We start from the raw sequence: 24175 nt of genomic DNA, 5'->3' as shown, positions 1-24175 counted from the left end.
AATGATTGAATGTTGCAATCGTATTTAAACGAATAGTGCCGGGGAAGTTTAGGATTTGCAGAAAGATAGACTTAGCTGTACAAGGAAGTCAGAAGAGCTAATAATAGATACAGAAAATCGAAAAGCCTCATAAGAGGCTTTTCATGAAAAATTCGGGACGTAGCCCTATCAACTTTGATACACCTTAAATCCTGTGGTGTAGATACATCATATGTGAAACTCCTTACGATGTCAAGTAGGGAGAAAAGACATTGTTGAGTAACGAAACTTAAATATCGTAAAGCTTTGAATGGTTTAAATGTAATAGCACTTATGTCAACACATCACATTTTAAACCCATGCGTGGACATCTGGAAGTATGGATGTCTAATATGCAATCCAAAAGGTACAACCACTGCGGAATTCCAAACGTCTGTTTAGATAGTGACCTTAGTTACAGCAAAACCCCTTACAAACATATACATACCAGCAAAAAAAGATATATAGTAGATGCACAAATTTTTATATATCGTTCAAAAAACATTCAATCAATACTTGAAGGGAAGTGTAATGGATAATATTGTAAAATTAATATCACCAAAGAGATTAAATGTTTATAAAACATACTTCAATGCAACTACAGAAGAGCAATGCCTTGGTCTATACATTTGGAATCAAAAATTAAGCAATGTATTCAATTCAATCATTCATATAATTGAAGTTTCATTAAGAAATTCTATTATGAATACAATCAATGAAAAAAAACCAACCTTGAGTGGTGAGGGTTTTATATCCTACTTTCGAAGTCTTGATGAAAATAATGAATCTAGGAAACAGATTGAATACGCATACGGCAAATGTCATAAAAAAAACAATTACACTACTGACGATTTAATTGCATTACTTCCGTTTGGATTTTGGGCAAATATTTGCTCACAAGAACACAATGAATCGAACGAAGGCTCGCTACAACTATGGCCGACATATAAAGATGATATATTTCCAGATACAGATTTATCAATTGGGGAAATATATAAAAACATATCAGTAGTAAATATACTCAGAAATAGAATATCCCACCACGAAGTCATATGGAAAGATAAAAATGCATTAAACCAAGACGGACTAATAAATAAAGTCATTGATAATTATAAATCATGTCTTGAAGTAGCAAAAAGCATACACATTGATAACTTAAAACTTATAGAATTAATTGAAGGTAAAGTTTTATTAGAGGATTTATGCAAAACCTCTACAATAGATAATTATACAAAACTAATAACAGACATTACAAAAGTCAGCGTCATCGACATTCCAGAATTTGTAAAAGCAAATAGAAAAGAAACAATTTTCAAAGGGGAAGTGACATCTGTCAACTCTAATGCAACATATATTAAAAACAATAAATTAAGAGATTCCGACGATAAAAAGATAAAATTTAGAATGGATAACGAAATTAGAATAAAAATAGGCCCACTTAAAGTTGGCGATATAGTTACCTTTGAACCATTCGTGATAAGAAATGACAAAGGAAAGTTTTACATTGCAAAAAAAGTAACATTATTATAATAAGGGTAGAGTATGAACCAGATATTAAACGATTATATAGATCTAAAAAAAATCTTTACCCCAGATCTATTTCGCATAATAAACCAAATATTAGACACAACCCAAAACCGTTATTACAAAAACAATATTGACCATATGTTAGGACTTATAGTAGAAGATTTTGATGGTATTAAAGAAAGCTTTTTAATTACCGACAAACACTATATTTATAAGAGCCTATGGAAATTAGTAATTGATTCTCTTTATGATTTTTATTTACCTGAATACAACTATGAATTTACTTGGCATATAGAAACAACTCCCTATTCTTTCTTTCTTTGGTTAAGTTCAGGTCAGGAAAAAAATGAAAGAGATGTTGAGCTATTACAAGAAAAATATAACATTAATAATTCCATTCTAGAATCAGATCTTGACAAGGTTATTGAGAAACTTGCACCAGAATCAAATCAAATCATAGTTAAAGCAATACAAATGATTCCTGTAAGTTTAAGACCCCAAAAAAAATAAAGAAATACTGGGCCTCATATTTAACATAATAAATATACCACCATTGGAAGAATTATTTATTTTCTTTGACCGATATCAAAAGAAAATAGAGATGGAACTGATGGAATTGAACGGTATTTTAAACCCGAAGTTTAGTGAAACTCTGAACCTAATAAATATCCCACCAATACTTAATAATGGATTTTATTACATAGACCATCATTTATTACAAGGTATAGGATGGAATAAAACATTCGAAAATGAATACTTCAAAACTCATAGAGATGAAATTTCTAAAATAGAAATAGATTCTGAAAAGTACGAAGGGGAATTAAATGACACATTCATTTGTCCGTGTTGCGGGGAGTTAAGCGATGTTAAAATACCAAAGGATGCTGTCAGAATAAAACTTCTTTGCGAGAACAAAGAACTTCATAAAATTGTTGGTCTTTTCTATTTCGAGCAGTATGTTAGCTCGTTTATGGAAAATGTAATAGAAGAAATAAACAATTTCGAAAAAACAATAAATAGTGCAAATAGACCAGATTGTCTAATTCTTGTAGAAGGTGAGAGCGAGGAAATATTTATACCTATAATAGCATTAAGAGCTGACATAAACCTTAAAGCAAAAAAAATAAAAGTATATAATTGTAAATCGAAACAAAAAGTACTTAGTGACTTTTTATCATTTAAGGAAAAATATCCAGATCTTAAAATGGTTTGCTTACTTGACTCTGATGCAGTTAAAGAAAAAGAAGAAATCCAGAGGATTATAACTGACAAACTAGACAAATATAGATTAATTTATATTGCGCATGGTGCATTCGAGGATTTATTTGATCTAGAGACATCGCTGACGGTCTTAAATGCATTACACCCTAACGGTGAAGATATTATCAAAGATGATATAGAGCAGTCTAAGGATTTTGCAAGAAGCATAAGCAAAGTATTATTTTCAAAGAAAAAAGAGAAATTTGATAAGGTTAAGTTTGCTAAAATGATGGCATTTAAATTACCTATTGATAAAATCCCTCACGAAATTAAGGATGTTTTTGATAAAGCCCTACTGCTTTGCAGCAAAAGCAAATATATAAAAAAATAAAAAACTCATAATAAAAGCAAGAGCTAACCAAAAGAAGCGGAGCTTCTTTTGGTCGTCTTGCTTTTTCCGCTCTTCGATTGAAAAAGAAATAAGCAGTAATAATATTATTTATCCTTTTCACCATTCGATATTTTTTTTCAATCTTCATCAAAATGGAAAATTTCAGTTTGTATTATTTATCAAAATGAGATAGAGCCGTTTTACTATCATTACTATTGTAAGGACGATATTTGCAGTTACAAATATTATCAATGGAGATATTATTGTTGTTGCCCATGTAAATGTAAAACTAAAGTTTATACTAAAACCTCTAATTTTGTAATCTATAAAAACCCGGCTGTTATCTATTATTTCTGGAGTCACTGGAGGAAGAGTTGAATGTATAAAAGTTAAAACTACCAAGGCGAGTGAGCATAGAATCGCATAAGAAATGTTATGATATAGTTCCTTCAATAAAAGTAATTTATTTTGAGAAACCTCACCAACACTATCGGCATTATTTCTAACCTTTTCTATAGTTCTATTCTCTTGATCATAAATCAATACAATAACAGAAAGCAATAAAGCCGTAAAAATAGCTCCAAAATTCACTAAAAGGGAATCAAGGTCTTTATTAAGATTGAAGTTTTTATAAGCCGAAAAGAGAGACAGTGATATTGGCATAATAATAAACGTAGTAATATCTAACTTTGATATTCCTTTCTTTGAAATATCTTTCAATGTATTGAAGTGTGCTTTCACAATACATAATATGTTAATTTTATTACTCATTATAGAAGCCCTTTATAGACCAATTTGTTTACGTAAGTCTTTTATTAAATCAGATGCCCAGGAATCCAATGAGTCAAACTCAGGATTACCCGCAATTACTTTAACCTTTTCTAAATCAATCTCAATTTGGCACATAGTGCTTCTTTCTGATTTCCCAACATTGAAAGTTTTAGTTCCCCCTTCCATAACAACTTTAACTTTAATTTGAGTTGATTCTTCACTCAACATCTCGATCAGTTTGCCTTGCTCACTCCCTTTATTTTTGAACTTTTTAAATTTACCAAAGGTACCATTCTTTTTCGGTTTTAAAACATATTCTCTATCAATGTCACCAAGCGATGAAATACTATCTTCAATAGACCTGGGGGCAGTAAATCCAATAACTCTTATTTCTTTTGTTTCGGCTTCCAGCCAGGGAAGCACGGCTTTATCATATGTAAGTGGATTTATTTGAATGTTTTTATTTGTCATGGCATTGAAAAACTTAGAGAACTCTGTCTGGAAAATCGATTTTATACCATCCTTCTTATAAGCATATAATAGACAGATACCCTTTCTTGACTCTAAAGGAATATAAAACCGGAAATAATAGTTTTTGACATCAGCATGATTTTCTTCCTTAGAGAAAGCTAATTGATTATCATCAGTATTAATAATATCATTTTTAATACCATAATGGCCTAAACTCATCCAGCCCGAAATGAATCTTTCTTTAGGTTTCGAAGTGACATGATGAAACTTATATGTTTCTTTGCTATCGTCAATTTTTTCAAAATCTTTATGCAACAACATAAATTGTTCGAGTAAAGAGAATAAATCATACTGGCCTATTCTGTTCAAAAAATCGTAACGTTCTTCAACATTTTTCGATTCATTATTCTTGTTGTAGCAACGGATAAAGTAAGGGGCTAATGAGTACATTATATATCCTTGTAGAAGGTCATAGCTTGATAAACACAACAATAAGCAAGCTAATAATTACCAACGAGAAATATTGCGTAGTCTTTTTCGATCAAAGTATGTCAATTTTCATCCAGAGGATTATTTATAACATCATTAAGATCAATGGTAAACATTTTTACTTGTACTAACCTTATCGATTGCTGTGATATGTCTCTATTGTGAATAACATACTATGAAAATAATTATGTGCTTAATTCGAAATCATTACTAAGTATAATTAATTACACATTATTGACAAGCTATTATTTAAACTATACTTTATATTATCATCACAATTAATTAGGATTATTGAAAATATAAAAAGGAGTTTATATAATGAGACAAGATAAAAATAATAAAAGCAGTAATGGAAAATTTCACTTTGATAAAAAAGATAAGGATATTGAGACTAAAAGCATTACAAGTTTGAGAACTCACTGTATTAGTGTAAGGTTGAATGAAAAAGAATTAGATATACTCAACTCTCAGCGTAAAATATACAGTAAAGGTGAATGGCTCCGTATGGTATTACTTCAAAAATCACCTCCTGTTATACCAACTATCAATACCGAAGCCTGGAAAGCTTTAACTGACATATCACAAAAGCTAAATCGAGTTGCGATCCATATCGATGGTAAGAGCAAAGATAGCCAGCTTACTCATACAGAGCTTTTCGCAGTGAAGCGACTACTCGTAGAGCTTCGCAATAACCTTCTAAGAACTGATGTTGGGAGTATATATCGTGAAGGGTATGCGGAAGATCAAGAGGGGTAAGAGATTCGCTGGTGTTGTTCGTTATGTATTGCAACCGGGAGCACATCATAAAAGCGATCCAGTCGTAATTGGCGGTAACATGTTAAGTGGATCTGTTCTTGAACTGATTTTCGAATTCAATGACACAAAACAGCTTCGGCCAGATGTTCAGAAACCGGTTTGGCACAACTCACTTCGCTTACCTGATGGTGAATCATTATCGAATGACCAATGGGTAACCATAGCTGACGACTATATGAAGAGGATGGGGTTCAGTGATACTCATCTTCGTTGCTATGTGCTTCATGACGACGGAGGCCAGCATATCCACATTATCGCAAGCAGAATCGACATGCTCGGTGGTAAGCTTTACCTTGGCAGGAATGAGAACCTTATCAGTACTAGGATCATCACTGAACTCGAAATCGATCATGCTCTTACAGTGACCAAGGCAGCATCATCCCTCTCAAATACAAAACCAAAGCGGAAGAGAATCTCTCGCAACGAACAGATGTTATCAGAACGAACTGGCCTTCCCTCCCCCAAAGAAGCTCTCCAACAGATAATTGATAAAAGTTTGGCAGATACACCTGATCTTTTAACTTTTATCAAGAGGCTGGAAGAAGCAGAAGTCGGCTGGACGGCGAATGTCGCTTCTACCGGGAAAATGAACGGCTTCTCATTTTCTTACCGCGATATTGCTTTCAAAGCTTCGCAATTGGGTAAAAGCTATTCTTGGGCAAATCTCAGTAATCGGCTTAACTACGACCCCGACCACTTAGAAGCTATGCGAACCGGCATACCACCAAAAGACCCCCTTGCTCCTGCTCCTGCTCCTGCTCCTGCTCCTGCTCCTGCTCCTGCTCCTGCTCCTGCTCCTGCTCCTGCTCCTGCTCCTGCTCCTGCTCCTGCTCCTGCTCCTGCTCCTGCAACAGTTTTGAAAAACACTGAGAGAAAGGAAAGTATCAGTGAAAAAATTGCTGAACTCGAACTACGACTCAAAGAAGACAGAAGAAACGAAATCGTAGAAAAGATTCTTCAAAAAAACTCAGTACAACAGCAAAAGCATCTCAGGCTTATCGGCTGGATTCCATTTCTCAGAAGGCTCGCAGAGCTTCTCAGAAGCTATGGGAAGAGCATTCTTCACAAAACCCATATGACCTTCTCAAATATCTCCGCAATGAAACCTTTAAACAAGGCGAGAAAAATCCGTTTATAGACAGCTAGTTGTAAACACTTTTCGTAACCACACTCTATTCTCTAGTAATAGATTTGTGTTTAGTCAAGAAAATATTGATCGTTATTACAGATCGATAAACTAGTTATGATAGATAACACCTATCAAGTAACAACCATCGATCGGTACAAGCAATTTTACTAAAGCGAGTCGGTCATCGAGAATCTCTGTAAACGCACCATTTAATCTTCCAGATTGGGATAGCTATGGAAAACGAAACAATAAAGTGCCCGTTCTGCTTTACACAAAGTCCTCATGGTGTGCGGATTTGCAAAGGCTGTCATGCAAAGGTCGCTTACGGTGAAAGCCCGCTCAGTGTGGCATTCCTGTTTCAATTCGTGGCATTTGGTCTCGCGTGGTTAGCATTTTCGTGGACCGGCAGCACTCTTGTATCAGTCATTACGTTTTTCGTAAGCATCATTATTCTTATCTATAAAATCAAAAGAATGTATGCAGACAGAGTTGTTTTTATACGGTGAAATTAATTTCACACAACCGCAAACATAAAATGAGAAAGTAAATGAACCGATTTATAACGTCCTCTTTTTTTATTATTGTCTTCCTGCTTTCTGGCTGTTCAACATCAGGGAACCAGAACCTTAAAAACGAAACACCACAAAGCCTCCAGTCAAAGATCATTAAAAACAAAACAACTAAGACGGAATTACTCACTAAGTTAGGTGAGCCTGATACAAGAACCACACTTGATGACGGAAATGAGCAATGGAAATATTTCATGTCTAACAATCAGTTCAATGCAACGACTTTCATTCCTGTTGTGGGGCTGTTTACTGGCGGTTCTCAGACTCAGTCTAAAACTCTTGAGATCGACTTCAAGGGAGAGACCGTTAGTAAATGGACTTTCTCCTCTGATAACAACAACACCAAAACTGGTATTCTTAATTAATTATTTTTGGATAAGAAAATGAAAATATACTCAATCCTCACAGTTATTCTTACCTCATTTCTTCTAACCGCATGTAACAGTGAACCATCGCAAGACGATATATACAATGCTTTCAAAAGTGTTGTAGATAAATCAAATGCCAATATGAAAGCTTTTGATTCAAGAGTTTCAGAAAAGGATCTTTTAAGAATCGATTATGTGAAGAAAGTTAGCTGCACAGAAGAAGCAAACAATGTTTATAACTGCATTGTCGATGCCTCTATTAGTAATATGAAACAGACAAAGCCTGTTAAGCTTGTGAAAGCAGATGGTATCTGGAAAGAAGTTCAGTAGTAGCCTGTATCACTAAGTCTTTTTTTAGCCCCTGCTTAGGGGCTTTTTATTGCCTATAACCTGACGGTTCTTACGCGAACTTCATGGGTTAACTCTTTCTCAATTACTTTCATTTCATATTGTGCTCTGACAGTAGCATAGATTTCCTCTGCTTTTTCTTGATTGTTATCTATGTAATTAACAAGCGAGTTTAGTTCCCTAATAACTCCTTCCTTGTTATTTAATCGTTGTAGAAGATTGCTTGTCAGACTTTTGTATACCGAGCTAAACATAGTCATTATGTTATCAATATTACGATTGGATTTGGAATAAATCCTTTTAGGGTAGAAATATTTTAAATGGTATCCCACAAAAATTAGGTAAAGTTGATATGAGAAACTTTTATCACCTGGCTGGTATCGTTTTGAGATATATTTATCGACGATAATGATAAGTTGCTCTTCCAGAGTAAACTCTGGATAGATAATGTTCTTGTCCATAAAATGCATCCTTGCATTAGTTAAATAGTCTTCCTGACCATATATTTATATTTATCGCATTTATTTAACTTGTCAATAGGTGTAACCTATCAAATATTATTTTTTATTAAATGGCCTATTCAACTGTTCCATAGTAAGGCCGTGTCTATAAGCATTGTACTGCCAATAGCTAAATTGCTCTTTGTATCTATTGTTCTGTTTTTTCAACATTTCATTTTCGGCTTTAAGGTTTATTATTTGTTGTGCCGCAATAGTTAAGTTAGCTGGTTTCTTTAGACCAGATTTTTTCAAATTGGACAAATTTTTCTTTGTTCTATATGCTTCAACAACTTCATCATGAGCACTTAAAGATTGCCTTGTGATAGTTCTGTTTAGATTCTTATAAACTGATTCACATAAATCACTCCATGTGATTTTACCGTCCCAAGTCAGTATAATGTTTTTAATTGCCTTTATTTCACTCCTGTTCAAATGTTTTGCCATCAGTATCTCCTGTTTTAATTATTCAAAAGCTTATTAATTCTTTCCAAGTTTTTTTCGTGGTGTTGTAACCATTTATCAGCACCATAGTCACCATTTTCAAAAGCGATCTGAGTTATTCTCTTTAATTGCATTACTTTCTCTCGGACAGATTGCAGTCTAATTCTATCTACTGAGTTAATGTCCGGTATTTCATTATCACATTCAATAAGATGATTAATTTTTGCACAAGGATTGATTAAATAGTTATGTACACAGTAACCAAATTCAGTTAAGTGTATTGCACCTTGATTAAGGTTATCAAAATCAATTGTCAATTCATTTGTGGGTATTGACTCCCTTTGACAGTAATTACTCCTATTCAATTCAATAGCTTTGATTTTATCTAACATATCTTCTTCTGACACATGGTTATAAACTCTGTTCTGATTCGCATTGATACGACCAGACCATTTAGCTATATCCAGTTCAGACATTTCACCATAATGGGCTATTGTGTTTAAAAGGTGCCGTGGCTGGTGTGAGCGAATAAGTAGTGGTTTACCTTCACCATCATAATACCCATATCGGGAAAATATATTTTTATAATTCATCTCATAGCTTTTTTTACTTTGTATGTCACTGAAAAAGAAACTTTTAGTAGGTTTGTAAAATATGAAAATTGAAGTCATTCTTGATAAAGAAAATTGATCAGTATTGAGCAAGCATAAAGCATTGCTAAATTTTATGGATTTTTCTTTATCATACCATGGAAAGTCTCTGCTAAAATTAGAACTAATAATTTCCCACAAATTACTCAATGAATAGTTGTAATCATTGTGGTTTAAGAAACTTTTCCCACCATCCAAACTCGTTCTTTTAATTTTTAAAACACATGATTTATGATCAAATAAATTATACCCCAGTGCATGGCAAACTTGTACAACGGTCAATTTAGCTTTTTCATCAACTGTTGGGCAAAGCTCATGTCGGTAAAATTTATCCGGGTACTTTTCGCACCAGTGAGCAAGTGCTCTTGCATTTTGTGATAAGGAAAGTAATCTTCTAATCGCTTTCTTTGCAACTGGTATCATAACCCGTGGAATCCATTTGATATTAGGGCCATACCCTTTTACCGAATAAAATCTCAATCCATATCTTTCGATACCCTTGCCATCTATTTGTGTAATCTCACAATCAGCAGGTAAGGCTAAAATTTCAGAAATTCTGCTCGGACAACAAAGTAGAAGTGCAAATACTGAACTGGTGAACTTATCCCTTGGACTCAGTAACTCATCATTTTGAGAAAAAATATCAGCAATAGCGAGCAATGCTTCTTCATCTGGTAACTTATCGCTTCGGTGATAATCCTCAATCTCAGGAAGATAATTGTTTTTGACTTTCTGTTTTACATGGTTTTTCCATGAGATATATCCTGACTTCACAAGATTATGTTCACACAGAAACTTTGATATTTTTTCAAGCTGTATTCCACATTTAGCCAAAACGTTACCTTCAAAATATTTACTCCCGATCTGCATTGCCTCATCGAAAACAACGGCTGTAACATTATAAATGAGACCAGTGTTCTGAACCTGCAAAAGGGCCTGTTCGAGACATCGCAAGGCCATCATAATAACCCCATAATTTTTCAATGGTTTCAATGTGTGTTGATATCTGATATATGCTTTCGCAAAATTGATATAATCTTCGTGCATTGCATCAATGGAATCAAAGATTTTATTTCCAATCCCTATTTTTCTAAATGTGACATATCCTTTCCAGGCATACTGCTCCCAATCCTGAGTTTGGGTTAGTCCGGACAGTTGATAGCGACAAAATTTTATGAACTCATTATAATTTTCTTCTACAAGAATATGTTTTTTTGATTTGAACAAAATAATATTATTCATAGTTGATTCACCTCACTGCGATCTATCGGAATAAAAAATATACATTGATTGCAAGGAAATCCTGAATTCTGACTCTGGCATCTACTTGAAGAAAAAAATTTGAAATGACTACTCTTTTTCGATTTGATTCCGTTCATAAAAATATCAGCGACAAATGACAATTGTTCTGAAACAGCGGAATCAATCCTTTCAACACTGTCAGCATGATTTTTAATATAAATCCCCGCACTTGAAGTAGATGAATGATCCAATAATTCAGATATAGTATTAACATTATGCCCATTCTTAGCCAGCATAGTTGCTATTGTATAACGAAGCCTACGAGGAGTAATATTTAGTATCGAACCGGTACGGTTGGATATTACATTCCCATTATTAACAATACTTTTCAATGCTACATTAGCAATTGTAGGCTTCGCATATAATTTATTATATTCCAGAAGAATTGAACCTGTTATGGATAAATCAGAGAGTTTTTCCTCATTTAAGAAAATAGGAACTTCTCGTTTAGAATAATCATCAAGAGTTTTTCCAAGAGCTTGCTCAACAAGTTTCACTGATTGATTAGCTTGCAATTGAACAATTGATGCAACCTCTGATATTATTGCAAGTTCTCGATATCGTAGTTCTTTACCCCGTTGTTTTACTCGTGGCACTGAAATTACATATTCTACTTTGCCATTATCTAAGTTCTTTTGAAGAAGGTCTTTATATTTCAACATAACTAACTGCTGAGGTCTTCTACCTGTAAGACTGATCAATAGTGATATTGCATAATGTGGCAGTGACAGTTCACCTTTTCTATATGCATGATTCATAGCCTTAATCAAAGAAGTATGTTCTTCTTTATTTAATGGTCCCTCTGTTGGATCATCTTGAAGCACAGACTGACCAGATTTTTTTATTTTTAGGTCCAAATGCTTTAACAGTTCTACCGCACTTTCATCTATTCCCGGATATCCTAACTCAAACCATTTAATCAAAAATGGTCGTAAAACGCGAAATGATGCTGAGGCTTTTGATAATTTCTTATTTTGATATTCAATTAGAACCTTATCATCAATATGAGTAGGAGATAGTTTACGGATAAGACTCTCCATATTTCTAACAATATTTTTCACATACAAATAGCTGTTGCTATTAAAATAATATTGTACTGTATATACAAACCCACAAACCAAATTTTCGTTCATAGCATATATTAAGTTTGTAAGATTGATTCCGTTATTTTCAATCGAACTGACGATTTTATGTTCATGCAAAGACATTTTATCAGATTTATTTTTAATTAAATTATTCATCAAATTCTCCTTTGAATAGTTGCTCTTGTTATTCAAGTGCAGTTTTTTTCGATAGCTCATAAATATGCCTGCGATTATAAATCATTGAAGTTTCTGAACCCGGTCGCCATCCCATGAGATAAGAACGGATTTGTTGCTCTTTTTCATCGGATATGTCCTGATTCTTGTCTATTGCTTTCGAAAACTCATAATTCCATGTATGTCTGAGTTTGTGACCTGTCAATCCCCCTAGAAGTGAGGAGGATTGACGAACAACACTCACCACTTTGTGATATGAAGAAAATGAAATAGGTTGCCCTTGAGTTTTTCCTTCCTTATAAGTAATAAACAGGAAATCATGTTTGTTAGAATTTTTTATGTTTCTTCGATCATTCAGAATATAATCTGAAATTTCAAACATGAGCTTTTTATCAGCAATTAATTTCCTCTCACAAGTTTTAACTAAAGGCTGATACACTCGCGGATCTGTTTTATCATTTGCTCTTCTTCTTATTGCAATTGTCGATTCTGCAAAATCTATATCACCAATTCGCAGATTCAAAAGTTCACCTGCTCTCAGGCCAAAGCAGTGTAATAGCAGGAATATTAGATTGTTTCTTTTTTGCACTTTTTCTGAAAAAGGATTTAATTTGCTACCCGGTGCAAGAATGCTAAACAAAGAATCCAATTGTTCATTATTTAAACTTTTTTCTATATCCATATTATATTTATCATTATTTCTCGGTTTCTTTCGTTTTATGTTGTTAATGAAATCTAAAATATATTTGAGAGTATCCTTCTGTCCTGTATGAGAAAGATGTATTTTGCACAGCCATTCCAGATAGTTAGCTATGGTTGTTATCCGAAAGTACTTAGTTGGTTTTTTGACATTTGAACTTCTAAAATTATCATTCTCGCCATCTCGAAAATTGAATGAAGTGAATTCGATCAAATCTTCAATTTCATGAGGAGCCAGAAATATCCTTTTCTGAATTCTTTCATCAATATTGATCTCTTTCCTCATAAAGAATCGATATAACAATGAAATGCTACCGGCAATAACCTTCATTGTTGATATAGACTCTGACCGATTCCTGACCTGTGTTGTTATATACAAGTTAGGATAATACAATGGTTCACCAGTATTTTTATTTACGATATGACAATATCTCTCACCATTTTCGAACATAAAAGAATCCACACAAATACTACGCATATTTTCCTCCTAAACTTTACAAAAAGTATAATTCCAATATATTAATAATAAGCATTTCGTAGATTTACAAATTTATTTGAATTGATTAAGCCATTTAGTTAAATTAAAACAGTGAGATAGATGTTTATTCCTGTCAAATTATCATCTGGTAGATCTAGTTAATATTATGTACACCTAATACCTCGAAAACTATCTCACTGCCTTGCTAATAAACGATCATAAAAATAATGTAAGTTATTCTGTAAAGTTTTAAGCAAAAATATGCAGCCAAACTTTACATTTTCATAAATATTTCTTAATCCAACAGATATAGAATTATCCGCTTCGCCAAGAGTTTCATTTCATCAGGGCATTTAATTAGCGAGAACCAGGTCTCGTAAACATATATCTGTTTGGAAGCATTAAGCTCAGAGATCGAGTCTAAAGGTTCTCTCAAATTTCCTACAAGGTACTGACTGAGCCAGTAAATTATTTCTTTATTAAACTCGTTATTGGGTAAGTCATAAATCACTTCTTGGTCAAAGATCTTGTAAAACCGATCTCCGCATAAATTGCACATATGGTTATCTTCACTCACAAATTCTTCGATATTCATAAAAATCTCTCCCAGGTTTAATTAAGCAACATTAATTCTGCTTGATTCGATAACTGATTGAATCCACTCGTCAACTTCACTCTCGACAAAAGCAACGGCACGAACACCGATCTTAACGGGGGCCGGAAACCGACCTTCACTGATCAGACGATAAATCCAGGCCTTGCCGAAACCAGTTCGTTTCAAGACTTCTGGTAAACGAATTAAGCTTTGATTAGTTGTACTCATTTGGCTGTCTCCTCCGCTTCCGTTACGAAGATATTAGCCACACAGATTCGTATCTATGAAGGGAATGCTGATAACTGAAAAGTTAGATGAGGGAAGAATGAAAGGAAATTCCGGGGAAGAAAAATATTTACGCCCTCCCCTTGACAATTAACATGATGATTTACAACTAGAAAGATCCGAGTTCCGAAATCGGTATGTTGCGGAGATGGCTGTTTTTGCTGATAAAATATTCCAGACTACGGGTTGTTTCGCCATTCAATGACTTCTCTGCAACAGGCCTGTCTGTATCTTTAATGTGATCTTCTCCTCTGATCTCATTTGTAAAGTCGGGATACAAGACACGAGACAAGACCATATTTGAGATTTTTACTTTTTTAAACTTTGCCCAAATCAATAAATCCATCATTGGGATAATATTGTAATCGACAAGTTTTCTTATTTTTGCAAGTCCAATTTTTTCTGTTTTCACTGGCTCAATTTCATATTCTTTTCTAAGATCTGGTAGCATCGTTTGTAAGGCTGTTATAATTTCTTCATCGCTGGACATTCCTAAATCAAATGAAACATACATCTTGCTGCTATTTTGGTTAAGAAAAAAGTCCCTCATAGTTTTTGTAATTGGCTTCTTTTTCAACTCTTTTTTGAAATCGCCATTTTCTTCAAAAAAATCCATGCTAAACATTATTAACTTGTTCTCTAATTTTTTTATATCACCAAAGCTAACCTGCGCAACATGTCTTTGGCCCTTGCCAAAATGACCATGATTATTATCTTGTATGCTTAAAATAGGATTACCTTCAAGGATAGACCTTAAATTTTGATTATCATCTTCCCAACCAAAATTTACACTGTCGAAAATCGCTTCTCTAAAGGCAAGCTCTGTACTGATGAATCCCCTAATGATTTTGGTAAAAATCATTAAGTTAAGGTGGATACACATCTTGTCATATGATCAAATGGTTTCGCGAAAAATCAATAATCAGACAACAAGATGTGCGAACTCGATATTTTACACGACTCTCTTTACCAATTCTGCCCCGAATTACACTTAAAACGACTCAACAGCTTAACGTTGGCTTGCCACGCATTACTTGACTGTAAAACTCTCACTCTTACCGAACTTGGCCGTAACCTGCCAACCAAAGCGAGAACAAAACATAACATCAAACGAATCGACCGATTGTTAGGTAATCGTCACCTCCACAAAGAGCGACTCGCTGTATACCGTTGGCATGCTAGCTTTATCTGTTCGGGCAATACGATGCCCATTGTACTTGTTGACTGGTCTGATATTCGTGAGCAAAAACGACTTATGGTATTGCGAGCTTCAGTCGCACTACACGGTCGTTCTGTTACTCTTTATGAGAAAGCGTTCCCGCTTTCAGAGCAATGTTCAAAGAAAGCTCATGACCAATTTCTAGCCGACCTTGCGAGCATTCTACCGAGTAACACCACACCGCTCATTGTCAGTGATGCTGGCTTTAAAGTGCCATGGTATAAATCCGTTGAGAAGCTGGGTTGGTACTGGTTAAGTCGAGTAAGAGGAAAAGTACAATATGCAGACCTAGGAGCGGAAAACTGGAAACCTATCAGCAACTTACATGATATGTCATCTAGTCACTCAAAGACTTTAGGCTATAAGAGGCTGACTAAAAGCAATCCAATCTCATGCCAAATTCTATTGTATAAATCTCGCTCTAAAGGCCGAAAAAATCAGCGCTCGACACGGACTCATTGTCACCACCCGTCACCTAAAATCTACTCAGCGTCGGCAAAGGAGCCATGGGTTCTAGCAACTAACTTACCTGTTGAAATTCGAACACCCAAACAACTTGTTAATATCTATTCGAAGCGAATGCAGATTGAAGAAACCTTCCGAGACTTGAAAAGTCCTGCCTACGGACTAGGCCTACGCCATAGCCGAACGAGCAGCTCAGAGCGTTTTGATATCATGCTGCTAATCGCCCTGATGCTTCAACTAACATGTTGGCTTGCGGGCGTTCATGCTCAGAAACAAGGTTGGGACAAGCACTTCCAGGCTAACACAGTCAGAAATCGAAACGTACTCTCAACAGTTCGCTTAGGCATGGAAGTTTTGCGGCATTCTGGCTACACAATAACAAGGGAAGACTTACTCGTGGCTGCAACCCTACTAGCTCAAAATTTATTCACACATGGTTACGCTTTGGGGAAATTATGAGGGGATCTCTCAGTGCATTGCCTCCAATTCCCATAATTTATTACGCCGATAATAACTTGGTGTAACCTTAAAAATGTACTTAAATCGACGTGTAAAAGATTGTTGGGAATCAAATTGATATTTTAATGCGATCTCAAGGATAGTTTTTTTCGTCAACCTCAACTCAACAGCCGCTTTCGTCAAACGACGAGCACGAATATAGCTAGCCAGTGTGACCCCTGTTACTTTTTTGAACAGCCGCTGAAAATACCACTTGGTATAACCCGCTTTATTCGCCACATCATCAAGCAGTAAAGACTGATCTAAATTATGTTCAATCCATAATAGAACATCTTTGATAACCGTTGTATGAAACTGCTTATCATCATATCTTAATTGGATGTTATTAGCTTTATTTTGATAGCGAGAATGCTGTTCAATATACATAAAATAACCTAAATGTTCTTAAGATTGTCACGACCACATCATCATGATACCATAAACATACTGACGGTATGTTATTTTAAATCTATCATGGAAAATAAAAATCATCAACAAGAAAATTTTAAGAGTACCTATCAATCACTGGTTAACTCAGCACGAATATTGTTTGTTGAAAAAGGCTATCAAGCTGTTTCAATAGATGAGATCTCGGGAAAAGCGTTGGTGACCAAAGGTGCCTTTTATCATCACTTTAAAAATAAAAAACAATTACTCAGTGCCTGTTATAAGCAGCAATTAATTATGATTGATGCCTACATCACAACAAAAACTGATTTAACAAATGGTTGGTCTGCCTTAGAAAGTATATTTGAACATTATCTTGATTATATTATTGATAATAATAAAAACCTTATCCCTATCCAAGAAGTGATGCCTATCATTGGTTGGAATGAACTTGAAAAAATTAGCCTTGAATACATTACTGGTAAGGTAAACGCCATTGTCAGCAAATTGATCCAAGAGAACCAACTTAAAGCTTATGATGATGATGTGCTTAAAAACTTACTCAATGGCTGGTTTATGCATATCGCAATACATGCGAAAAACCTAAAAGAGCTTGCCGATAAAAAAGGCCAATTTATTGCTATTTACCGCGGCTTTTTATTGAGCTTGAAAGATAAATAAAATAGATAGGTTTTATTTGAAGCTAAATCTTCTTTATCGTAAAAAATGCCCTCTTGGGTTATCAAGAGGGTCATTATATTTCGCGGAATAACATCATTTGGTGACGAAATAACTAAGCACTTGTCTCCTGTTTACTCCCCTGAGCTTGAGGGGTTAACATGAAGGTCATCGATAGCAGGATAATAATACAGTAAAACGCTAAACCAATAATCCAAATCCAGCCATCCCAAATTGGTAGTGAATGATTATAAATAACAGCAAACAGTAATGGGCCAATAACACCGGTTGCATTGGTAAGGCTCACCAATAATCCCTGTAAAGCACCTTGCTGATGACTCTTTGTTTGGATAGACATCACTCCCTGTAATGCAGGTAAAGCGATCCCACCACCAGCCAATAAAATTAAAACAGGGAAAACTAACCAACCTTCAGATATAAACGCTAAAAAGGCAAATGCACTACTATCTGCAATAAATCCGAGCAGTACTGCCGTTTTTTCGCCCCATTTAGTGGCTATTCTTCCTGCCACAAAGGCTTGGAATACTGAGTGTAAAAGACCAAGACCCGCTAATGAAAAGCCAACCATCATGCTATTCCATCCAAAACGATTTTCGGTAAATAGCACCCACACCGTTGCGGGAATTTGGCCTATCAATTGCGCTGAAAAATAAATAATCAACAAAATGGGCATCGTTTTAAATAAAGTGATGTATACCGAATTCGATTGCGTCTCAACCCCTACTTCGGTATCTGTATTATCACGTGTATTTTTGGTTTCACGGAACCAAAACATAACCACAAGGAAAGTGACAATATTTAGCAACGCAGCGATAAAAAAGGGACTATGCGGTGAAATCTCTCCTGCAAAACCACCAATAATAGGCCCCGCTATTAAACCAAGCCCAAAACTTGCCCCTAACCAACCGAACCACTTCACGCGTTGAGAAGCTGAGGTGGTATCGGCAATGACCGATGCCGCGACAGCCCCAGTAGCTCCTGTGATCCCTGAAAGCAAACGGCCTAAATACAGCATCCAAAGCGCACTTGAAAAAGCCAGCAATAAGTAATCCAGCGATGCGCCTATTAATGACAACAACAGCACTGGGCGCCGACCAAATCGGTCAGACATTTTTCCAAGCCAAGGAGCAAAGATAACCTGCATTAACGCATAAAGTGCAAGCAATACGCCAAAGTGGTTAGCGATATCTTCCGAAGCAATAAATTCACGTAATAACGTTGGCAAGACTGGCATGATAAGGCCAATCCCCATGGCATCGAGTAACGTAATTACCAATGCGATCTTTGTCGAACTATTCATTTCACTTTTCTCTATCACTGATAGGGAGTGGTAAAATAACTCTATCAATGATAGAGTGTCAACAAAAATTAGGAATTAATGATGTCTAGATTAGATAAAAGTAAAGTGATTAACAGCGCATTAGAGCTGCTTAATGAGGTCGGAATCGAAGGTTTAACAACCCGTAAACTCGCCCAGAAGCTAGGTGTAGAGCAGCCTACATTGTATTGGCATGTAAAAAATAAGCGGGCTTTGCTCGACGCCTTAGCCATTGAGATGTTAGATAGGCACCATACTCACTTTTGCCCTTTAGAAGGGGAAAGCTGGCAAGATTTTTTACGTAATAACGCTAAAAGTTTTAGATGTGCTTTACTAAGTCATCGCGATGGAGCAAAAGTACATTTAGGTACACGGCCTACAGAAAAACAGTATGAAACTCTCGAAAATCAATTAGCCTTTTTATGCCAACAAGGTTTTTCACTAGAGAATGCATTATATGCACTCAGCGCTGTGGGGCATTTTACTTTAGGTTGCGTATTGGAAGATCAAGAGCATCAAGTCGCTAAAGAAGAAAGGGAAACACCTACTACTGATAGTATGCCGCCATTATTACGACAAGCTATCGAATTATTTGATCACCAAGGTGCAGAGCCAGCCTTCTTATTCGGCCTTGAATTGATCATATGCGGATTAGAAAAACAACTTAAATGTGAAAGTGGGTCTTAAAAGCAGCATAACCTTTTTCCGTGATGGTAACTTCACGGTAACCAAGATGTCGAGTTAACCACCCTTTAGATTCATAAAGCGAAAATAATGCGGCTCCAACGTACCCACCTAAATGGAAACGGCGTTCACTCCAATCTAAACACGCACAACAGATTTTACGTGAATGTTTGGAAGGAACGTCAATTCCCATTTCATGAAAATATTGAATACCACTTAATGTGATCATTGAACCATTTTCAGTGATCCATTGCTGTTGACAAAGGGAATCATAGATCTTAACGGCAACTTCGCCAGCTAAATGATCATAGCAAGTACGTGCTTTTCGTAAATGCACTGGCGTGGAAACTTTGGCATGTACGCCATGGTTTAAGGAGATCCCCATCATACTTTCCATCAATTCAGCAATATCTTTTCCTGCTAGCCGAAAATAACGATGCTTGCCTTGAGCTACTACTGTGATTAGCTGGCAATCTAATAATTTAGATAAATGACTGCTCGCCGTTGAAGCTGATATATTCGCCACAGAACTTAGCTCAGTGGCCGTCCAAGCTCGCCCATCCATCAAAGCACTGAGTATTTTAACTCGTGAAATGTCAGACATAGCCGCCCCTATCGCGGCTATTGAGGACTCAAAGGTAACCTCTTTTCGTATTAAATTAGCCATCGCAAGTTCACTTTATTGCCCAAGGGAGCGTAACAGATGCAGCCATACTATCATTGTCCGTTATTAATATCAGTTGGTTAGCATGGTCACTGTATTGCACTAAAATATTAATGTTATTCTCCGCCAATACTCGTGCTATTTCGCCAAGTTCCCCCGGTTTTTCCTGTTTTAACTTACGAATTAATGGTGTCCGGATCGCAAGTACTAACAGTCCAGCTTGCTCTAGCGCTATTTTAGCTTCCTTTCCTTGTTCAACAAGAAAATGAGCATGGCATTCATCACCAACCGTAAATATCCCTCCCCCTTCCAATCCAATACCTTTATTACCTAATGTTTTTCCTAGTAATGCTAATTGTCCTATTTGATTATCTAAAACAACGTGAACATCAAACATTATCCTTGTCCTTTTTAAATGAATATTCGCGAGTAATATGAGCAATACTAATTTTGTAAAAATCAAATATTGACTCTCGCCCTTCTTGTTGAGCTTTCGCATGTAAAACATGATTTTTCCATTGCAGAACTGCGTATTCGTTTTCCCACCAAGATAGCGATAACATTTTTCCTTCTGTAGCTAGACTTTGAAAACGTTCAATTGAAATAAAACCAGCTACATGACTTAATAGTGGTCTTAACTCCTCAGCTAAAGTCAAATAGCGAGTTTGTTGGTCGGGTTGTATTTGCACCTCAAATATTACAGCAATCATATTTTTCTCCGTTATTAATCAACAAACAGAGTAATCCACCCGAAAATTAACACTTCGATAAGCAACGAAATATAGAAAGGTCATGCTGCTGTTTTATGTTGTATATCACACTTCTTTAAATTGCTCGGCCTGCGCTTATCATGTTCTCCTTCTCTTATAATTTTGTTTATTATTTATACTTTTTTATTTTTTGCTATCACCGAAAATAGTGCGGATCCCGCATGGTATTTAGGTTTACCCATCATTAAATACCATTGTTGTTATTTTAATCTTTTTAATATTTCATGATTAAGATCACACTAAAATTATGACCCTATTAACTAAAAGTTATGGATACCCTAATAAAACTCATTGTTAAAGATTAGTTAACCAAAGTAACTTCATTTTTCACTATTGTTAAATTGTTATAGTGAAAATTCTGGTAAACTAATAGAGGTAAAAAAATGATCCTAGATGCCAGTTATACATTATTAGTCGCATGTATCGCGCTACTCATAGGAATGTTTGTCGTAAAATTTACCCCGTTCCTACAAAAAAACCACATACCAGAAGCCGTCGTTGGTGGCTTTATTGTTGCAATTGTTCTGTTAATTATTGATAAAACATCAGGTTATTCGTTTACTTTTGATGCTTCATTGCAAAGTTTATTAATGCTCACATTCTTTTCCTCTATCGGGCTAAGTTCTGACTTTTCTCGACTGATTAAAGGAGGAAAGCCGTTAGTTCTATTAACTATTGCAGTAACGATCCTAATCGCCATTCAAAATACTGTCGGCATGAGTATGGCTGTCATGATGAATGAAAGTCCATTTATTGGCTTAATTGCAGGTTCAATTACTCTAACAGGTGGTCATGGTAATGCCGGAGCATGGGGCCCTATTCTCGCTGATAAATATGGTGTAACAGGCGCCGTTGAATTAGCGATGGCTTGTGCAACACTTGGATTAGTGTTGGGTGGTTTAGTTGGCGGCCCTGTTGCCCGTCATCTTTTGAAAAAGGTCTCTATTCCTAAAACAACCGAGCAAGAGCGCGACACTATCGTTGAAGCTTTTGAGCAACCAAGCGTCAAAAGAAAAATCAATGCAAATAACGTTATTGAAACCATTTCAATGCTGATTATCTGTATTGTTGTTGGTGGCTATATCAGTGCATTGTTTAAAGATACTTTTCTGCAACTGCCTACTTTTGTCTGGTGTTTATTTGTCGGTATTATTATCCGTAATACACTGACTCATGTATTTAAACACGAAGTGTTTGAGCCGACCGTCGATGTATTAGGTAGCGTTGCTTTATCGCTTTTCTTGGCAATGGCGTTAATGTCATTAAAATTTGGTCAATTGGCAAGCATGGCAGGGCCAGTATTAATTATCATTGCTGTACAAACTGTTGTCATGGTGCTATTTGCCTGCTTTGTCACCTTCAAAATGATGGGCAAAGATTATGATGCTGTCGTGATCAGCGCGGGTCACTGTGGCTTTGGTATGGGAGCAACACCAACAGCAATTGCGAATATGCAAACAGTCACAAAAGCATTTGGACCATCACATAAAGCTTTCCTTGTCGTTCCTATGGTCGGTGCCTTTATTGTTGATATTTCAAACAGTATCTTAATTAAAATATTTATTGAAATTGGTACATACTTTACCTAATAGCTACACACTACTCGGCGTACTTCTCCTAACAATTTATTATAGGGCAGTATGCCGAGCCGCTTTCTTACCCCGTATATTCCCCTAGTCAATCTATTTAGCTTGCACGTTTACGAATTAATTCTCGTGACAACTAAACCAAAATTTGAATTATGACGAGTATATCTGATTATTTATACTTTATTCGTTAGAATAGTCCGTAGAAATAAATAATCAGTAGGCTACATGGAATGAAATTAAGACATCTCGATATCTTTTATGCTGTAATGACTTGTGGTTCCTTAACGCGTGCGGCTGAAGTTTTACATATTTCTCAACCCGCGGCGAGTAAAGCACTCAAACATGCTGAGCACTGAGAGATCCCCTCATAATTTCCCCAAAACGTAACCATGTGTGAATAGATTTTGAGTAAGCAGGGTTGCAGCCACGAGTGAGTCTTCCCTTGTTATTGTGTAGCCAGAATGCCGCAAAACTTCCATGCCTAAGCGAACTGTTGAGAGTACGTTTCGATTTCTGACTGTGTTAGCCTGGAAGTGCTTGTCCCAACCTTGTTTCTGAGCATGAACGCCCGCAAGCCAACATGTTAGTTGAAGCATCAGGGCGATTAGCAGCATGATATCAAAACGCTCTGAGCTGCTCGTTCGGCTATGGCGTAGGCCTAGTCCGTAGGCAGGACTTTTCAAGTCTCGGAAGGTTTCTTCAATCTGCATTCGCTTCGAATAGATATTAACAAGTTGTTTGGGTGTTCGAATTTCAACAGGTAAGTTAGTTGCTAGAACCCATGGCTCCTTTGCCGACGCTGAGTAGATTTTAGGTGACGGGTGGTGACAATGAGTCCGTGTCGAGCGCTGATTTTTTCGGCCTTTAGAGCGAGATTTATACAATAGAATTTGGCATGAGATTGGATTGCTTTTAGTCAGCCTCTTATAGCCTAAAGTCTTTGAGTGACTAGATGACATATCATGTAAGTTGCTGATAGGTTTCCAGTTTTCCGCTCCTAGGTCTGCATATTGTACTTTTCCTCTTACTCGACTTAACCAGTACCAACCCAGCTTCTCAACGGATTTATACCATGGCACTTTAAAGCCAGCATCACTGACAATGAGCGGTGTGGTGTTACTCGGTAGAATGCTCGCAAGGTCGGCTAGAAATTGGTCATGAGCTTTCTTTGAACATTGCTCTGAAAGCGGGAACGCTTTCTCATAAAGAGTAACAGAACGACCGTGTAGTGCGACTGAAGCTCGCAATACCATAAGTCGTTTTTGCTCACGAATATCAGACCAGTCAACAAGTACAATGGGCATCGTATTGCCCGAACAGATAAAGCTAGCATGCCAACGGTATACAGCGAGTCGCTCTTTGTGGAGGTGACGATTACCTAACAATCGGTCGATTCGTTTGATGTTATGTTTTGTTCTCGCTTTGGTTGGCAGGTTACGGCCAAGTTCGGTAAGAGTGAGAGTTTTACAGTCAAGTAAGGCGTGGCAAGCCAACGTTAAGCTGTTGAGTCGTTTTAAGTGTAATTCGGGGCAGAATTGGTAAAGAGAGTCGTGTAAAATATCGAGTTCGCACATTT

At 36.1% G+C, this 24175-nt stretch carries 27 protein-coding genes and 2 pseudogenes; 13 read left to right on the top strand and 16 right to left on the bottom strand.

The genetic code is table 11. The features are described 5' to 3' along the window. The first annotated feature begins 549 nt into the window (after positions 1-549). The 3 genes from GPJ68_RS03335 (at position 550) to GPJ68_RS24950 (ending at position 3136) form a co-directional block, all read left to right on the top strand. The gene (locus GPJ68_RS03335; RefSeq protein ID WP_032709747.1) at positions 550-1548 is read left to right on the top strand and encodes an Abi family protein; all 999 of its coding nucleotides are present in this window, start codon (positions 550-552) and stop codon (positions 1546-1548) included. Between the two features lie 12 nt (positions 1549-1560). Further along, on the top strand, positions 1561-2055 hold the full coding sequence (locus GPJ68_RS03330; RefSeq protein WP_180837122.1) for a hypothetical protein: 495 nt from the start codon (positions 1561-1563) through the stop codon (positions 2053-2055). 91 nt (positions 2056-2146) lie between these two features. Beyond that, entirely contained in the window at positions 2147-3136 is a 990-nt protein-coding gene (locus GPJ68_RS24950) for a TOPRIM nucleotidyl transferase/hydrolase domain-containing protein (protein ID WP_219633471.1), read from the top strand. Positions 3137-3298: 162 nt separating this feature from the next. Here the strand turns inward: GPJ68_RS24950 and GPJ68_RS03320 are convergent, their stop codons facing one another. Next, complete coding sequence (locus GPJ68_RS03320) at positions 3299-3907, bottom strand: hypothetical protein (RefSeq protein WP_049102081.1); 609 nt, start codon at positions 3905-3907, stop codon at positions 3299-3301. Between the two features lie 12 nt (positions 3908-3919). Then, positions 3920-4828: a hypothetical protein gene (locus tag GPJ68_RS03315; RefSeq protein WP_024623163.1), complete on the bottom strand. Its 909-nt coding sequence runs from the start codon at positions 4826-4828 to the stop codon at positions 3920-3922. Between the two features lie 357 nt (positions 4829-5185). On the opposite strand from GPJ68_RS03315, the gene GPJ68_RS03310 reads away from it, so the two are divergent. From GPJ68_RS03310 to GPJ68_RS03295, 5 genes are all read left to right on the top strand, one after another. Then, positions 5186-5623 carry a hypothetical protein gene (locus GPJ68_RS03310; protein ID WP_153926992.1) on the top strand — a complete coding sequence of 146 codons (438 nt, stop codon included), beginning with the start codon at positions 5186-5188 and terminating at the stop codon, positions 5621-5623. Then, positions 5592-6821, top strand: a complete 1230-nt coding sequence (locus tag GPJ68_RS03305) for a relaxase/mobilization nuclease domain-containing protein (protein WP_180837120.1) — start codon at positions 5592-5594, stop codon at positions 6819-6821. Before GPJ68_RS03310 ends, GPJ68_RS03305 begins: the two co-directional genes overlap by 32 nt. Positions 6822-7045: 224 nt before the next feature. Beyond that, positions 7046-7318 carry a hypothetical protein gene (locus GPJ68_RS25055; RefSeq protein WP_007666384.1) on the top strand — a complete coding sequence of 91 codons (273 nt, stop codon included), beginning with the start codon at positions 7046-7048 and terminating at the stop codon, positions 7316-7318. 41 nt (positions 7319-7359) lie between these two features. Continuing rightward, complete coding sequence (locus GPJ68_RS03300; RefSeq protein ID WP_001078959.1) at positions 7360-7746, top strand: hypothetical protein; 387 nt, start codon at positions 7360-7362, stop codon at positions 7744-7746. Positions 7747-7764: 18 nt separating this feature from the next. Further along, positions 7765-8079, top strand: coding sequence for a hypothetical protein (locus GPJ68_RS03295; RefSeq protein ID WP_032709744.1), 315 nt, complete (start codon positions 7765-7767; stop codon positions 8077-8079). 53 nt (positions 8080-8132) lie between these two features. Here GPJ68_RS03295 and GPJ68_RS03290 read toward each other — a convergent pair whose 3' ends face one another. The 8 genes from GPJ68_RS03290 to GPJ68_RS03260 form a co-directional block, all read right to left on the bottom strand. Continuing rightward, complete coding sequence (locus GPJ68_RS03290; RefSeq protein WP_024623159.1) at positions 8133-8558, bottom strand: hypothetical protein; 426 nt, start codon at positions 8556-8558, stop codon at positions 8133-8135. A gap of 96 nt (positions 8559-8654) precedes the next feature. Then, positions 8655-9041: a hypothetical protein gene (locus GPJ68_RS03285; RefSeq protein ID WP_024623158.1), complete on the bottom strand. Its 387-nt coding sequence runs from the start codon at positions 9039-9041 to the stop codon at positions 8655-8657. Positions 9042-9055: 14 nt separating this feature from the next. Continuing rightward, positions 9056-10930, bottom strand: a complete 1875-nt coding sequence (locus GPJ68_RS03280; protein WP_024623157.1) for a DNA-binding protein — start codon at positions 10928-10930, stop codon at positions 9056-9058. Beyond that, entirely contained in the window at positions 10927-12231 is a 1305-nt protein-coding gene (locus tag GPJ68_RS03275) for a site-specific integrase (protein WP_071562464.1), read from the bottom strand. The genes GPJ68_RS03280 and GPJ68_RS03275 overlap by 4 nt, the downstream gene beginning before the upstream one ends. A gap of 28 nt (positions 12232-12259) precedes the next feature. Continuing rightward, positions 12260-13426, bottom strand: a complete 1167-nt coding sequence (locus GPJ68_RS03270) for a site-specific integrase (RefSeq protein ID WP_180837119.1) — start codon at positions 13424-13426, stop codon at positions 12260-12262. A 295-nt stretch (positions 13427-13721) separates the two neighbouring features. Next, a complete protein-coding gene (locus GPJ68_RS25050) occupies positions 13722-14021 on the bottom strand; it encodes a hypothetical protein (protein ID WP_024170864.1) in 300 nt (99 codons plus the stop codon). 21 nt (positions 14022-14042) lie between these two features. Beyond that, positions 14043-14249 (bottom strand): AlpA family transcriptional regulator, encoded by a 207-nt coding sequence (locus GPJ68_RS03265; RefSeq protein WP_024170865.1) that lies wholly within the window; start codon positions 14247-14249, stop codon positions 14043-14045. Positions 14250-14415: 166 nt separating this feature from the next. Then, on the bottom strand, positions 14416-15168 hold the full coding sequence (locus GPJ68_RS03260; RefSeq protein WP_370461185.1) for a DUF6387 family protein: 753 nt from the start codon (positions 15166-15168) through the stop codon (positions 14416-14418). A 72-nt stretch (positions 15169-15240) separates the two neighbouring features. On the opposite strand from GPJ68_RS03260, the gene GPJ68_RS03255 reads away from it, so the two are divergent. After that, positions 15241-16449 carry an IS4-like element ISVsa5 family transposase gene (locus GPJ68_RS03255; RefSeq protein WP_001339197.1) on the top strand — a complete coding sequence of 403 codons (1209 nt, stop codon included), beginning with the start codon at positions 15241-15243 and terminating at the stop codon, positions 16447-16449. Positions 16450-16479: 30 nt separating this feature from the next. On the opposite strand, the pseudogene GPJ68_RS03250 reads toward GPJ68_RS03255, so the two are convergent. Beyond that, positions 16480-16875 (bottom strand): annotated as a pseudogene (locus GPJ68_RS03250) (helix-turn-helix domain-containing protein); the annotation flags it as partial. Positions 16876-16962: 87 nt separating this feature from the next. Between GPJ68_RS03250 and tetC the strand changes: the two are divergent. Then, positions 16963-17556 (top strand): tetracyline resistance-associated transcriptional repressor TetC, encoded by a 594-nt coding sequence (gene tetC, locus GPJ68_RS03245; RefSeq protein ID WP_000428546.1) that lies wholly within the window; start codon positions 16963-16965, stop codon positions 17554-17556. 112 nt (positions 17557-17668) lie between these two features. Here the strand turns inward: tetC and tet(B) are convergent, their stop codons facing one another. Further along, complete coding sequence (tet(B), locus tag GPJ68_RS03240; RefSeq protein ID WP_001089072.1) at positions 17669-18874, bottom strand: tetracycline efflux MFS transporter Tet(B); 1206 nt, start codon at positions 18872-18874, stop codon at positions 17669-17671. Positions 18875-18955: 81 nt separating this feature from the next. Here tet(B) and tetR(B) point away from each other — a divergent pair, with 81 nt between their 5' ends. Then, complete coding sequence (gene tetR(B), locus GPJ68_RS03235) at positions 18956-19579, top strand: tetracycline resistance transcriptional repressor TetR(B) (protein ID WP_000088605.1); 624 nt, start codon at positions 18956-18958, stop codon at positions 19577-19579. Here tetR(B) and GPJ68_RS03230 read toward each other — a convergent pair. Genes GPJ68_RS03230 through GPJ68_RS03220 form a run of 3 tightly spaced genes read right to left on the bottom strand, consistent with a single transcriptional unit; the run spans position 19557 to position 20950 of the window. Then, positions 19557-20243: a helix-turn-helix transcriptional regulator gene (locus GPJ68_RS03230; protein ID WP_001284954.1), complete on the bottom strand. Its 687-nt coding sequence runs from the start codon at positions 20241-20243 to the stop codon at positions 19557-19559. The genes tetR(B) and GPJ68_RS03230 overlap by 23 nt on opposite strands. A gap of 7 nt (positions 20244-20250) precedes the next feature. Further along, positions 20251-20637, bottom strand: a complete 387-nt coding sequence (locus GPJ68_RS03225) for a hypothetical protein (protein ID WP_000460651.1) — start codon at positions 20635-20637, stop codon at positions 20251-20253. Continuing rightward, entirely contained in the window at positions 20630-20950 is a 321-nt protein-coding gene (locus GPJ68_RS03220) for an antibiotic biosynthesis monooxygenase (protein WP_000562370.1), read from the bottom strand. Before GPJ68_RS03220 ends, GPJ68_RS03225 begins: the two co-directional genes overlap by 8 nt. 443 nt (positions 20951-21393) lie before the next feature. Here GPJ68_RS03220 and gltS point away from each other — a divergent pair, with 443 nt between their 5' ends. Together gltS and GPJ68_RS03210 are read left to right on the top strand one after the other, a co-directional pair. Beyond that, positions 21394-22599: a sodium/glutamate symporter gene (gene gltS, locus GPJ68_RS03215; RefSeq protein ID WP_000599533.1), complete on the top strand. Its 1206-nt coding sequence runs from the start codon at positions 21394-21396 to the stop codon at positions 22597-22599. 230 nt (positions 22600-22829) lie between these two features. Next, a pseudogene (locus GPJ68_RS03210) lies at positions 22830-22949 on the top strand (LysR family transcriptional regulator); the annotation flags it as partial. A 15-nt stretch (positions 22950-22964) separates the two neighbouring features. Here the strand turns inward: GPJ68_RS03210 and GPJ68_RS03205 are convergent. After that, on the bottom strand, positions 22965-24173 hold the full coding sequence (locus tag GPJ68_RS03205) for an IS4-like element ISVsa5 family transposase (protein ID WP_001339175.1): 1209 nt from the start codon (positions 24171-24173) through the stop codon (positions 22965-22967). Positions 24174-24175: the final 2 nt, after the last annotated feature.

The sequence above is a fragment of the Citrobacter sp. 172116965 genome (assembly GCF_013458095.1).
Classification (GTDB): domain Bacteria; phylum Pseudomonadota; class Gammaproteobacteria; order Enterobacterales; family Enterobacteriaceae; genus Citrobacter; species Citrobacter braakii.
This window is presented reverse-complemented; position numbering and strand designations above follow the sequence as displayed.